Origin of the sequence: Stappia indica, assembly GCF_020177335.1 — a bacterium.
Classification (GTDB): Bacteria; Pseudomonadota; Alphaproteobacteria; order Rhizobiales; family Stappiaceae; genus Stappia; species Stappia indica_B.
On the sequence record NZ_JAIVMG010000018.1, the window covers coordinates 1 to 13,614 of the forward strand.

Here is a 13,614-nt window from a genome sequence, read left to right on the forward strand (position 1 = left end):
CTTCCGCAGCCTCGAGCTTGGCGCGCTCCGCCTCCTCGGCGGCCCGCTTGGCGGCCTCTTCGGCCTCGCGCTTGGCGCGCTCCTCGGCCTCGGCCTTGCGGCGGGCCTCTTCCGCGATGCGGCGGCGTTCGTCTTCCTCGCGGCGCTTGCGGTCCTCGACCTCACGCAGCTGCGCCTCGCGCAGGGCGGCCTGACGCGCGGCCGCTTCCTCGCTGGTCAGCGTGCGCAGGATATTGCCGCCACGCGGCCGCTGGCCGGAGGCCGCACGGCGCGCCGCTGCGGTATCGGCCTTGACCGAACCGCCCTTTTCGATGTCGGGACGGCGCTCGCGCTGCTGTTGCTGCTGAGCGGGCGCGCGCGGAGCCGGCGCTTCCGCCTCCGGCTTGCCTTCCTGCCCCGGCAGGACGACCCGGCGCTTCTTCTTCTCCACGACGACAGCCTTGCTGCGCCCATGCGAGAAGCTCTGACGCACGGTGCCCTGCTCGACGCCGGGCCGCTTCAGTCCAAGCGTCTTGCGTTCAACGCTGATTGTCTTGTCGCCGGGATTTTTCGTTTCGCTCATATCGCCTTCAGTCCTGGGTCGCCGCACCGCCCGCAACGCCGCCGGATTGCTCATCCGGGTTGGCTCGGAAACGCTCCAATGCGTCTATCCGCATCAGCGCATTTTCGCTCGCGGATCCCGCGAGCAGTGCAGCATGTATCACATTTGACCGACCCAATGCCAAATCCAATTGAGTCGACGCAAAACTCCGTAGCGTCCGGCACCCGCCGGACCCGGCGAATCGCGCCTTCGCGATCGCCGACAACTTTCTGACACCGTCCTCGCCCGCGTCCGCCGCCAGGAGAAGCGCGATCACATCCGCGCTCTTCAGGGCCGCTTCGACCTTGGCAAACCCAGCAAGGACCTGCCCCGCCTTGCGTGCCAGCGACACCGAATTCAGCGCCGCGCGTTCCAGCAGAGCGTCCACACGCTCCGCCAAGTCCTCATCGGCGGTCACCTGCTCCTTGAGGGAGCGGGCGAACACCCGTTTCTTCTGCGCGGCGGTGACCGCCGCATGTGTCGCACTCACCCATACACCGCGCCCGGGCAGCTGACGCTTGAGATCGGGAACGATCCTTCCGTCAGGGTCCGCGACAAACCGGATCAGTTCCGTCACCGGCCTGGTCTCGCGGGTCAGGGCGCAGCACCGCTCCAGCGGCTCGTTCCGTCTCGGCACGTTTTTACTCCGCCGATCCCCACGCGCCCCGCCTCTGGCGGATCAGGCGCATCGGGACGTCACACCTCGTGCACGACACCTGCCGCAACGACTTCCTCGGACGCCGGCGCATCGGCTTCTTCGCCATCCGCCTCGTCGCCCTCGCCGGCCTCGTCATCTTCGGCCGCGGCCTGAAGCTCCTCGGCGCTGACCCAACCGGCCTCGACGCGCGCGGCCATGATCATCTCCTCGGCCTCGGCGCGGCTCAGATCGAACCCGGACAGCGCGCCCTCGTGGCGAACCGTCTCGCCCGCCGACCGCTCGGTCCAGCCGACCAGGTCATCGGTGGCGCAGCCGGCCAGATCCTCGACGGACCGAACCTCGTCCTTGCCGAGCGCGACCATCATCGCGGTGGTCACGCCGGGGACCGCACGCAGGTCGTCGGCAACCCCGAGCGCCTTGCGCTCCTCGTCCAGCTTCGCCTCGACCTCTTCGAGATATTCGCGGGCACGCGCCTGGATTTCGTCGGCGGTGTCCTCATCGAAGCCCTCGATGGTCGCGACTTCGTCCCGCTCGACATACGCCACTTCCTCCACCGAGGCAAATCCTTCGGAGGCAAGAAGCTGGCCGACGACCTCGTCCACATTGAGCGCATCGACGAAAAGCTGCGTCCGTTCAGCGAATTCACGCTGGCGGCGCTCCGATTCATCATGCTCGGTCATGATGTCGATCGCCCAGCCGGTCAGCTGCGAGGCAAGCCGCACATTCTGACCGCGCCGGCCGATGGCCAGGGACAGCTGCTCGTCCGGAACCACCACCTCGATCCGCTCCGCATCCTCATCGAGCACCACCTTGGCGACCTCGGCCGGCTGCAGGGCGTTGACGATGAAGGTGGCCGCATCCGGGTTCCAGGGGATGATGTCGATCTTCTCGCCCTGCAACTCGCCGACCACCGCCTGGACGCGGCTGCCGCGCATGCCGACGCAGGCGCCGACCGGGTCGATCGAGGAATCCTTGGAGATCACCGCGATCTTGGCGCGCGAGCCCGGATCGCGGGCCACGGCGCGGATCTCGATGATGCCATCGTAGATTTCCGGCACCTCCTGCGCGAACAACTTGGCCATGAACTGCGGATGGGTGCGCGACAGGAACACCTGGGGCCCACGCTGCTCGCGGCGCACGTCGTAGATATAGGCGCGGATGCGATCGCCGGTGCGGAACATTTCGCGCGGGATCAGCTCGTCGCGCCGGACCACGGCCTCGCCGCGACCGAGATCGACGACCACATTGCCGTATTCCACCCGCTTGACGACGCCGTTGATGACCTCGCCAATGCGGTCCTTGAACTCGTCGTACTGGCGATCGCGCTCGGCCTCACGGACCTTCTGCACGATCACCTGCTTGGCCGACTGGGCGGCGATGCGACCGAAATCGAGCGGCGGCAGCGGCTCGGCGATGTAATCGCCGATCTGCGCCAGCGGGTTGCGCTGCAGCGCCTCCTCAAGCCCGATCTCGGTGGCGACATTCTCCACCTCCTCGGCAACCAGCAGAAGCCGCTGAAGCTTGATCTCGCCGGTGCGCGGATTGATCTCGGCCCGAACCTCGGTCTCGGATCCGTAGCGGGAACGCGCCGCCTTCTGGATCGCGTCCTCCATCGCCGCGATCACGATCTGACGGTCGATCGACTTCTCCCGCGCCACCGCATCGGCGATCTGCAGAAGTTCAAGCCGGTTCGCACTGATTGCCATCTCGCTCAACTCCTCTGGCGCCGGAAACCGCGGCGCACCCTCTGTCTTTCCGACGGAACGCTTGACCGGCGCTCCGGATGTTCACTATTCGCCCGGCTCGCGGCCGGATCCGCGATCCGTGTCAGTTGCCGCCGCAACCCCGGCGCGGGGCCCCTTGCCCCGCCCCCGGCGCGCGGCCCGCTCCGCCTGACGCGCCGCCTTCTCGGCCTGGCGCGCGGCCTTTTCCGCCTTCAGCGCCGCGTCGATCAGAAGATCGGTCAGGACAAGACGGGCATCGCCGACGTCGCGCAGCGCAAGCTCGACGTCCCGCTGTCCGTTGGGCAGTTCTTCCTCAAGCCGCAGCGTGACCGTATCCGCATCGGCGGCGGTCAGAACACCGCGAAAGCGCTTACGCCCATCGAGCGGCACCGAAAGTTCGATCTTCGCCAGATGACCGAGCCAGCGGCTGAAATCGCCGGCGCGCACCAGCGGCCGGTCGACCCCGGGCGAGGAGAGTTCGAGATTGTATTCCCGATCGATCGGATCCTCGACGTCGAGCACCGGCGTGATGCCACGGCTGACGGTCTCGCAATCGTCGATGGTCATGGTGCCGTCGGGGCGCTCGGCCATCACCTGCAACGTCAGCCCATCGACACCGGAGAGCTTGACCCGCACGAGGCGGAACCCGAGATCCTCGATGACGGGCTCGACGATGGCGGCGATCCTCGCCTCCAGTCCGGCCTCGCGGACAAGTCTTGGTTCGCTGTCCTGCACGAAATCCTCATTTCCCTGGGTGCGGCACGGGGGCGACGGATCCTGCGATACCGCCACGCATCACTCCGGCGCCTTCGCCGGTCGGCGACACCCGCCGCGCGCCTGGCGGCACCCCTAAAACAAAAAGAGCGGGTCCCGGAGGGGCCCACTCTCAAACTGCCCTTGATGAGCCGCCAGAGAATATTTGACGATCACTATAGTCAAATCACCGGCCAAGGCAAGCGGATTCACAGGCGGCGGAACTCCAGATAGCGGCCGACCCGCCCCTCGCGCACGGCCTTGCGCTCATAGCGTGTGCCGGACCAGGGCGCCCAGGGACGGCGCCAGTCATCGGCCCGCTCGGCGGTCCATTCGAACGCCGGATGGTCGCGCAGGTGCCGCAGCGTCCAGTCCACATAGGTATCGATGTCGCTGGCAAACCGCAGCAAGGCTCCCGGCTTCAGCACCCGGGCGTAACGGTCGAGATTGACCGGGTTGATGAACCGGCGCTTCCAGTGCCGGCGCTTCGGCCAGGGGTCCGGATAGAGCTGGTAGACACCGTCGAGGCAGGCCGGCGGCAACCAGTCCAAGAGCTTGATCGCATCGTCGCCATAGACCCGGACGTTCTCCAGGCCTTCGCTGTCGACCTCCGCCACCGCCTTGGCCAGGCTGCTGACGAAGGGCTCGACGCCAATGAACCCCACATCCGGCAGGCGCCGCGCCTCATGCAGCAGATGCTCGCCGCCGCCGAAACCGACCTCCAGCCAGACCGCGCTCACCGGCCGGGCGAACAGGGTCGTGACGTCTTCAGGCGCCGGAACCGAGAGATCCGGCTGCAACCGCTGCAACGCTGCGTCGAACTGTTCCTGCCGCCCCTTGCGCAGCGGCTTGCCCACGCGCCGGCCGAAAAAGGAACCCTTGGTGTGATCCGTCATCGCATTCTTCCATCCCGCCGGCGCGGCACGTCCCGCGCGCGGGCAAATTTCCGGCTGCCGAAGGGCAGCGGACATGACAACGCCGCCGGAAGGCTCCGGCGGCGCTGTTCGTTGATCTGAAGCCCCGGATCAGCCCGCGATGTCGCGCAGGGCGTGCACCAGGTCGATCTTTTCCCAGGAGAAGCCACCATCGGCCTCCGGCTCCCGACCGAAGTGGCCGTAGGCCGCGGTGCGGGCGTAGATCGGACGGTTGAGCTGCAGGTGCTCGCGGATGCCGCGCGGCGTCAGGTTCATGACGTTGCGGATCCCCTTCTCGAGCTTGGCCTCGTCCACCTTGCCGGTGCCATGCAGGTCGACATAGACCGACAGGGGCTCGGCAACGCCGATGGCGTAGGACAGCTGGATGGTGCAACGGTCGGCGAGATCCGCCGCCACCACGTTCTTGGCGAGATAACGCGCCGCATAGGCCGCCGAACGGTCAACCTTGGTCGGATCCTTGCCGGAGAACGCGCCGCCGCCATGGGGCGCGGCACCGCCATAGGTGTCGACGATGATCTTGCGGCCGGTCAGGCCGCAGTCGCCGTCCGGACCGCCGATGACGAAGGCACCGGTCGGATTGACGTGCCAGACCGTCTCGTCGGTGATCCAGCCGCCGGGCACGGCGGAAATGATGTAGGGCTCGACGATCGAGCGGATGTCATCGGAGGTCAGCGCCGGATCGAGATGCTGGGTCGACAGCACGATGGAGGTCAGCCCCACCGGCGCACCATTCTCGTAACGCACTGTAACCTGGCTCTTGGCGTCCGGGCCGAGCGCCGGCTCCCGGCCGGTCTTGCGCGCCTCGGCGAGGAGCCGAAGGATCTTGTGCGAGTAGTAGATCGGCGCCGGCATCAGCTCCGGGGTCTCGCGGCAGGCATAGCCGAACATGATGCCCTGATCGCCCGCGCCCTCGTCCTTGTTGTCCGCCGCATCGACGCCCTGGGCGATATGCGCGGACTGGTCGTGCAGGTGAACCTGGATGTCGCAGGTTTCCCAGTGGAACCCTTCCTGCTCATAGCCGATGTCCTTCATCGCCAGCCGGGCAAGATGGGCGATGTAGTCATGGGTGATGTGCGAGGGACCGCGGGTTTCACCCGCAATCACGACCCTGTTGGTGGTGGCCAGCGTTTCGCATGCCACCCGCGCTTCCGGCATTTCGCCGAGAAACGCATCGACCACGGCATCGGAGATCCGGTCACAGACCTTGTCCGGATGACCCTCCGACACGGATTCAGAGGTAAACAGATAGTTTTGACGCGCCACGAGCAATCGTCCTTCTGGGAAGAAAACAGTAAGAAGCGGCGGGAAATCCCGCCGCTTCGGCTGACTAAAGACAGTGTTTTGCGGAGCGCGTCAAGCCATTCGACCCGTCAGCCCTTGTCGGCTTCCTCGCCCGCCAGAGCGCGGACGAGTTCGACCACCCGGCGACGAACCTTCGCATCCTCGATCCGGACGAAGGCCTTGTTGAGCGACAGCCCTTCTGAAGAGGACAGGAAATCGACAACATAAGATGCCGGCTTTGCTTCACCGAAGCCGGTTGCTTCATCCGGTGTCCCAGGGGCATCTTCGAAGAAGAACGCAACCGGGACCTTCAGGACCGTCGCGATATGCTGCAAACGGCTCGCACCGATCCGGTTGGTGCCCTTCTCATACTTCTGGATCTGCTGGAATGTAATCCCGAGGCTCTCACCAAGTTTTTCCTGGCTCATTCCAAGCATCATTCGGCGCAGCCGCACGCGGCTTCCGACATGCACATCGATGGGGTTTGGTGCTTTCTTGCTGGGCATTTTTGATCTTCTTTCTCGCCTATCGGTTGCTGTGACCACGTCATTTATTCTCCGGAGGCTTTTTCACCGCCTCATCGAATGTCGCTCCGTTTCGCCCCGGAACATTCATCCATCGAGCCGGCAGCTTGCCATTTCCCGGTTTTTTCAACCCGCCGAACACGACCAGCGGACGCAGCTGTCATGATGCCGTGCGACAGGACCCGGCGTCAATCTTTACGCGCATACCCTACGTAACGCGATACCAGAAGGAGGCCAAGCAAAACCGTAACAAGCAAGCCCAAGATGAGCGCACCCGTCCGTGAATAAACCGTCGGGGGAGCACTGGAGGGCAAGCGCAGGTCGATCACCCCCTGTTGCCCGAGCCCGAGCCGTGCCCGCACTCGTCCCTGAGCGTCGACCACGCCACTGATTCCGGTGTTCGCCACCCGCACCACCGGCACGCCCTGCTCAATCGCCCGCATCCGCGCCTGGACGAAATGCTGGACGGGGCCGGGGGTATCGCCGAACCAGGCATCATTGGTGACATTGAGAATCCAGCCCGGACGCCCATCGGCCGAGGTCGCGGCTTCAGGGAATATCGCCTCGTAGCAAATCAGCGGCAGCATCAAGGGACCGGTCACCGGTGCCAGCAGCCGGTGGCGATAGCCGGCGCGGAATTCCCCTGGCGTCGCAACGAGCTTGGTCAGGCCGATGGCCTCCAGCCAGTCGCCGAAGGGCAGGAACTCACCAAAGGGCACCAGGCGCACCTTGTCATAGGCATCGCGGATGGTGCCCGCGCCATCGACCACGTAAACGCTGTTGTAGAACGACCCCGTCGCCTCGCCTTGCCGCACCGCGCCGGTGGCCAATGTGTCTTCCGGGCCAAGCATCCGGGCAATCGCCGACAGAGCGCCGGGCTCGTTCGTCAGAAGAAAGGGCACGGCGGATTCCGGCCAGATCACCACCCGCGGCAAATCGCCGCCGTCCGCGCCCGTCCAGGGCTGATCGCTCATCTCAAGATAGGTGGCGAAAACGCGGGAGCGGTTTTCCGGCTTCCACTTCTCCTCCTGTGGCACCGAGGGCTGCACCAGCCGGAGGGCCACCGGCTCGGAGGTCGGCGGGCCGGCCTGCGTCAACCGGGCCGCGCCAAATCCGCCGATCGCCAGAAAGAGCAGGACGCCGGCCACCCCGGCGCGGCGCCCTCCGCCCGGCTCGGCAAAGCCTGCCAGGCTGCAGAACACCAGGGTGACCAGGAGCCCGAGACCATAGACGCCGACCAGCGCGGCGGGCTGGGCCAGCCAGAGCACGTCACCGAACGCATAGCCCCAGGTGTTCCAGGGAAAGCCCGACAGAACGTTGCCGCGCAGCGCATCGGCGCCGGCGAGCGCCAGCGCCAGCGCCAGCAGCCGTCCCCAGCCGTCACGCCAGATGGCGGCGGCGAGCGCAACGCCAAGCCCGGTGAAGATGGCAAGTCCGGCCGGCAGCAGCAGCACGGCGAGCGGGATCATCCAGGCATGCAGCTGCGCGTCGACCAGAAAGGCCCGGCCGATCCACCACAGGCCGGCCAGATGAAAGCCGAAGCCGAACCACCAGCCAAGGACAAAGCCGGCGCGGGCGCGCGCCGCCAGCCGCGCGCCCGGCGCGATTGCTCCATCGAGCAGCCAGACCAGTGCGGGGAAGGAGAGGGCGAGCACCGGGAACCAGCCGAAAGGCGGCATTGCCAGCGCGGCAAGCGCTCCGCCAAGCGCCGCAAGCAGCCAACGCTGCCAGCCGAAGGCCAGCAGAAACACATGGGACAGTCGCTGCAAGATCACCGCTCCGCTCTACCAGCCTTTCCGAATGCCCCGCACCAGAGGTGCGAATCGTCCCGCGCATGCGCCGACGTTCTCCGCTGCGGCGCGGCCGGTCAAGCAGGCCATGCCCTACCCTTCCGAGGATGGCGCGGCCTCGGGCCGGCGAAGCCGGCGCCGCGCGTCGCCGTGCCGCGGATCGATACGCTTGGCCCGGATCCGCAGCCGCTTGATGCGCCGCGGATCGGCGTCCAGAACCTCGAATTCGTAGCCGGGAAGCTCGCGGGCGGCGATCAGCTCACCGCGCACCGGCACCCGTCCGACCAGCGTGAAGACAAGACCGCCAAGGGTATCCACTTCCTCGCCCAGTTCGCCGATCTGGAAACCGGTCCCCAGGGCCTGCTCCACGTCTTCCAGCGGAACCCGGGGATCGGCGGTCCAGGTGCCGTCGGAGACCCTGGAGATCATCGCCTCCTCGTCCTCGTCGTGCTCGTCCTCGATATCACCGACCACCGTCTCGACCACATCCTCCAGCGAGACCAGGCCGTCGGTGCCGCCATATTCGTCGATCACCAGCGCCATCTGCATGCGGTCCGCCTGCATCTTCGCCATCAGGTCGGCAGCCGGCATGGACGGAGGCACGAACAGCACCGGACGAATGATACCGGCCTCGTGCAGCGGCAACGACAAATCGACCCGAGACAGATCGACATCCGCCTCCTGGTTGGACAGACGCGCGGCCTGCGCCTCGTCTTCATCCTTCCCGGCCCTGTCCTTGGCGTCGCTCTGTTCGCCCCCCTCCTCGGCGCCCGCCTTGACCGCGAAATAGGCCATCAGATCCTTGATGTGCACCATGCCGCGCGGGTCATCGAGACCTTCATGATAGACGGGCATGCGGGAATGGCCGGATTCGCGGAACACCTCCATCAGCCGGCCAAGCGCGACCGTGTCCTCGATGGCGTCGATATCGGCGCGCGGCACCATGACATCGTCCACCCGCACCTCGCGCAGGCGCAGGATATTCGACAGGAGCACGCGTTCCTCGGGGGTGAAACTGGCCCCCTCATCCGCGTCACGGGCTAATTCATCCTGGAGATTCTGGCGCAGTGTCATCGCGCCGGATCGGCGCAGGCCGGCAAGCCGCTTCACCTGCCGCAAACCCCAGCCGAACAGGGACCGATGTGATATCGGCGGCTGGTCGTCATGTTCGCCCACGGCGCTCGCATCGGATGCGGGCTGCCGTTCGGGACTTCGATCCTCTGAATCGTGCATATCTGTTTTGCACCCGTCTCAGACGGGCGTGTTGCTCTCCGTGGTGCCATTGGTCAAGGGCGGCTCCCGATAAGGATCCGCAATTCCGAGCCGGGACAGAATCCGACGCTCGGTCTCCTCCATCTCCTCGGCCTCGTCCTCCATTTGGTGATCGTAGCCCAGAAGGTGAAGAAAACCGTGAACGACAAGATGAGAAAGATGATCGGAAAATGCAATTTCCAGCTCAGCCGCCTCGCGGGTGACGGTCTCCTCAGCGAACACCAGATCGCCGAGCAGCGGTCCGAACGGCGGCTCGGTCTCGTCGCCGCCGGGAAAGGACAGGACATTGGTCGCCGTGTCCTTGCCGCGCCATTCGCCGTTCAGCTCGCGCACATGCGCATCGTCGGTGAACACCAGCGACAGTTCCGTTCCCGGCACAAGCTCCAGAGCGAGATGGTCGCAGGCCATGCCCACCACCCGCTCGACCAGATCATGCAGCTCGGTTTCGCCCGGCCAGTTGCCCGCCTCGATGGACAGATCGAGTTCGGGCCGGTTCACCGTGGCGCTCATCGCCCCCGTCCCTCATTGGGGCTCCGGTCCGCATTGGCGCGACCGGGTGCGCTTGCCGCAAGCGCCTCGCGCTCCTGCGAGGCCTCGCGCGCGGCATCGTCATAGGCCTTGACGATGCGCGCCACCAGTTCATGACGGACCACATCGACCTCGGTGAAGGCCACATGGGCGACCCCTTCGACGCCCTGCAGCAGGGCCAGCGCCTCGCGCAGGCCCGATTGCTGGCCGGCGGGAAGGTCGATCTGGCTCGGATCACCGGTGACGATCATGCGGGAGTTCTCGCCCAGACGGGTCAGGAACATCTTCATCTGCATGGTGGTGGTGTTCTGCGCCTCGTCGAGGATCGCCACCGCATTGGAGAGGGTCCGCCCACGCATGAAGGCGAGCGGCGCCACCTCGATCATGCCGGACTGAAGGCCGCGATCGACCTTTTCCGCCGGCATCATCTCATAAAGCGCGTCATAGAGCGGGCGCAGGTAGGGATCGACCTTTTCCTTCATATCGCCTGGCAGGAAGCCGAGCCGCTCGCCCGCCTCCACCGCCGGACGCGACAGGATCAGCCGGGTGACGTCGCCGCGCTCCAGCAGCGCCGCGGCATAGGCCACCGCGAGAAAGGTCTTGCCGGTGCCGGCCGGGCCGGTGCCGAAGGTCAGGTCCGAGCGGTCCATCGCCCGGATATAGGCATCCTGCGCGGGCGTGCGCGCCAGCACCGTCTTGCGGCGGGTGGAAATCTGGGCGAAGGCCAGATGGGATTTCGGTTCGATGGTCGGCAGGTCGAGCTGCGCCTCTTCGGCCACCGCCATGCGCAGCGCCCCTTCCACATCGCCCGGGTGAAGCTCATGCCCCTGCTGCAGGCGAATGTAGAGCGCCTCCAGCGCCCGCCGCGCCTGTTCGCAGGCCGAATGCGGCCCCTTGATGATCACCTGATTGCCACGCGCGACCGCATCGACGGACAGCCGTTGCTCGATCAGGGCAAGGTTCTGGTCGAACTGGCCGAACAGATCGCCGACCAGGCGATTGTCATCGAAGGCCAGAACCACATGGGTCATGTCCGAGGCGGGGACCGCCGCGCGGCGCCCTCCTCGCGGCTGGGTCCGGCTGTCACCCGTCAAACGGCTTCTCCTGGCATCGCCTCTCCTGGCACCCCTCGCCGGCACCGTGGTTGCTGGCCCCGCCACCGGGCGGGTGCCAGATTGTCAGACACCGCAGTTCCGCCGCAGCGGAGCCATGCCGGTCGGCGCGCCCTGTCAGGCCGCACCCATCCGCCCGTCCCGCGCGGTCATCTCATCTTGCCCTGCGATCCGCCGGGCGAACAGGGAATTCGTACCGGTGCCGGTGATTTCCACCGGCACGATCTGGCCGATCAGGGTTTCCGGCGCCTCGATCTGCACCGGCTGCAACCAGGGCGAACGGCCGGTCACCTGCCCCGGATTGCGCCCGCGCTTTTCCAGAAGCACCTCGCAGCGCCGGCCGACCATGGCCGTGTTGAACTCCCGCTGCTGGCGGGTAATCAGCGCCTGCAGCTCCGCAAGCCGCTCCGACATCACCTCTTCCGCCACCTGATCTTCGAGCAGCGCGCCGGGCGTTCCCGGGCGCGGGCTGTACTTGAAGGTGAAGGCGGAGGCGAAGCCGACGCGCTCGACCAGATCCAGCGTGTCGCGGAAATCCGCGTCGCTCTCGCCGGGAAAGCCGACGATGAAATCGCAGGAAAGGGCGAGATCGGGGCGCGCATCGCGGATCCGGTCGACAAGCCGGAAATACTCCTCGCGGGTGTGCTTGCGGTTCATCGCCTTGAGGATCCGGTCCGAGCCCGACTGCACCGGCAGATGCAGATAGGGCATCAGCTGCGGCAGGTCGCGGTGCGCGGCAATCAGCGCATCGTCCATGTCGCGCGGATGGCTCGTGGTGTAGCGCAGCCGGTCGAGGCCGTCGATTTCGGCCAGGCGGAACAGCAGTTCGCCCAAGCCCCAGGCGCGGCCATCCGCCCCCTCGCCGTGCCAGCCGTTGACGTTCTGGCCGAGCAGGGTGACCTCGCGCACGCCCTCATCGGCAAGCCGGCGCGCCTCGGCGACGATCTGCTCGACCGGGCGCGAGACCTCCGCGCCCCGGGTATAGGGCACCACGCAGAAGGTGCAGAACTTGTCGCAGCCTTCCTGCACGGTGAGGAAGGCGGTGACCCCACGGGACCGGATGCCGGCCGGCGAGGGGGTCGCCAGATGGCGGAACTTGTCCTCGATCTCGAACTCGGTCTCCACCACCGTCGCACCATTGGCGGCCTGTTTCACCAGCTCCGGCAGCCGGTGATAGGTCTGCGGCCCGAACACCAGATCGACCACCGGCGCCCGGCGGGCGATCTCCTCGCCCTCCGCCTGGGCGACGCAACCGGCGACGCCGATCATCATTTCCTCGCCCTCGGCGGCGCGCGCATCCTTCAGCTTGCGCAGCCGCCCCAGCTCGGAATAGACCTTCTCCGCCGCCTTTTCGCGGATGTGGCAGGTGTTGAGAATGACCAGATCCGCCTCGTCCGGCGAGGCCACCGCCTCAAAGCCGTCCGGGGCGAGCGCATCGGTCATCCGGTCGCTGTCATAGACGTTCATCTGACAGCCGTAGGTCTTGACGAACACCCGCCGCTTGCGCGCTGCCGCTGCTGCCGGGTGCGTCTCGCCGCGCGCCATACTGGTCTCGTTGCTCATGAATTCCTCGGATCTCGCCGACGGCACCTGATGCCGTCCGCCGGCCGTCACGGGCCGGATCGCGATTGCTTTAACGGTTTTTCACCGGTTTGAGAATAGCGCGGATGCCGACGCCCGTCCCGCCAGCGCTTCGGCGGACAGGGCGCGCACCGTCTCCTCAAGCTGCCGGGTCAGCGCCTTGCGGTCGGCATCGGCAGGCACCTTGACCGGTTCGCCCCAGACGACCCAGACGTCAATCGCCCCCTGCTTCACCACTTCCATGAAGTGCGGCACCATCTCCATGTCGCCATACCAGGCCACATGCGGGCGGAACTGGCGCCCCATCGGCAGGCCGTGCAGGCCGGTATAGGCGATCGCCAGCGGCTGGATCCAGACATCGCCCTCCTCGCCGGCGACCGCGTGGCGCGCCGCGCCGATCAACGCCGAGCGGAACGGCAACACATAGTTGCCGCTGTTGGAGGTGCCTTCGGCAAACAGCACCATCGCATCGCCGGAGGCCATGCGCGTGCCGATCTCCTCGGCGGTGCGGGCGGTGGCGCTGCGCCGCTGCCGGTCGACGAACACCGAACGCTGCAGCTTGGCGAAAAGGCCGAACACCGGCCAGTTCGCCACCTCGGTCTTGGCGATGAAGGACAGGGGCGCGCGGCTGCCCAGCACCGTGATGTCGATCCAGGAGGCGTGATTGGCGGTAATCAGCAGCGGCCGCTCGGCCGCGGGCTGGCCCACCTCATGTACCTTGATGCCGACCATGCGGCAGGCGATCCGGTGCCAGACCACCGGCAGGCGGCGCTTCAGGTTGCCGTTGCCGCGCAGCGCCAGCCACTGCAGCGGAATGAGCGGCAGGGTCACCGCCGTCAGGGCCAGAAGAACGATCGCGGCCCGGGCGCGGGACAT

The 13,614-nt window shown here is 66.7% G+C and carries 13 protein-coding genes; all 13 read right to left on the reverse strand.

Going from position 1 to position 13,614, the window contains the following annotated elements; all coding sequences use genetic code 11:
* A partial coding sequence (locus tag LC062_RS19275; protein ID WP_224912640.1) for a translation initiation factor IF-2 associated domain-containing protein occupies positions 1 to 616 on the reverse strand: 616 nt, incomplete at its 3' end.
* Positions 570 to 1,217, reverse strand: coding sequence for an RNA-binding protein (locus tag LC062_RS19280; protein ID WP_224912641.1), 648 nt, complete (start codon positions 1,215 to 1,217; stop codon positions 570 to 572). The genes LC062_RS19275 and LC062_RS19280, both read right to left, overlap by 47 nt.
* 59 nt (positions 1,218 to 1,276) lie before the next feature.
* Positions 1,277 to 2,944: a transcription termination factor NusA gene (gene nusA / locus LC062_RS19285; RefSeq protein ID WP_224912642.1), complete on the reverse strand. Its 1,668-nt coding sequence runs from the start codon at positions 2,942 to 2,944 to the stop codon at positions 1,277 to 1,279.
* Between the two features lie 84 nt (positions 2,945 to 3,028).
* Positions 3,029 to 3,697, reverse strand: a complete 669-nt coding sequence (gene rimP, locus LC062_RS19290; RefSeq protein ID WP_224912695.1) for a ribosome maturation factor RimP — start codon at positions 3,695 to 3,697, stop codon at positions 3,029 to 3,031.
* 227 nt (positions 3,698 to 3,924) lie between these two features.
* Positions 3,925 to 4,611, reverse strand: coding sequence for a tRNA (guanosine(46)-N7)-methyltransferase TrmB (trmB, locus tag LC062_RS19295; RefSeq protein WP_224912643.1), 687 nt, complete (start codon positions 4,609 to 4,611; stop codon positions 3,925 to 3,927).
* 129 nt (positions 4,612 to 4,740) lie between these two features.
* On the reverse strand, positions 4,741 to 5,913 hold the full coding sequence (metK, locus tag LC062_RS19300) for a methionine adenosyltransferase (RefSeq protein ID WP_224912644.1): 1,173 nt from the start codon (positions 5,911 to 5,913) through the stop codon (positions 4,741 to 4,743).
* 107 nt (positions 5,914 to 6,020) lie between these two features.
* Entirely contained in the window at positions 6,021 to 6,437 is a 417-nt protein-coding gene (locus tag LC062_RS19305; protein WP_181761240.1) for a helix-turn-helix domain-containing protein, read from the reverse strand.
* A 206-nt stretch (positions 6,438 to 6,643) separates the two neighbouring features.
* Positions 6,644 to 8,230, reverse strand: coding sequence for an apolipoprotein N-acyltransferase (gene lnt / locus LC062_RS19310; protein ID WP_224912645.1), 1,587 nt, complete (start codon positions 8,228 to 8,230; stop codon positions 6,644 to 6,646).
* A 108-nt stretch (positions 8,231 to 8,338) separates the two neighbouring features.
* Complete coding sequence (locus LC062_RS19315) at positions 8,339 to 9,421, reverse strand: hemolysin family protein (protein WP_404829752.1); 1,083 nt, start codon at positions 9,419 to 9,421, stop codon at positions 8,339 to 8,341.
* 75 nt (positions 9,422 to 9,496) lie between these two features.
* Positions 9,497 to 10,027: an rRNA maturation RNase YbeY gene (gene ybeY / locus LC062_RS19320; protein ID WP_224912646.1), complete on the reverse strand. Its 531-nt coding sequence runs from the start codon at positions 10,025 to 10,027 to the stop codon at positions 9,497 to 9,499.
* Positions 10,024 to 11,076, reverse strand: a complete 1,053-nt coding sequence (locus LC062_RS19325; RefSeq protein WP_224912697.1) for a PhoH family protein — start codon at positions 11,074 to 11,076, stop codon at positions 10,024 to 10,026. The genes ybeY and LC062_RS19325 overlap by 4 nt, the downstream gene beginning before the upstream one ends.
* A 198-nt stretch (positions 11,077 to 11,274) precedes the next feature.
* Positions 11,275 to 12,720, reverse strand: a complete 1,446-nt coding sequence (miaB, locus tag LC062_RS19330) for a tRNA (N6-isopentenyl adenosine(37)-C2)-methylthiotransferase MiaB (RefSeq protein ID WP_404829753.1) — start codon at positions 12,718 to 12,720, stop codon at positions 11,275 to 11,277.
* 81 nt (positions 12,721 to 12,801) lie between these two features.
* Positions 12,802 to 13,614 (reverse strand): lysophospholipid acyltransferase family protein, encoded by an 813-nt coding sequence (locus LC062_RS19335; RefSeq protein ID WP_224912647.1) that lies wholly within the window; start codon positions 13,612 to 13,614, stop codon positions 12,802 to 12,804.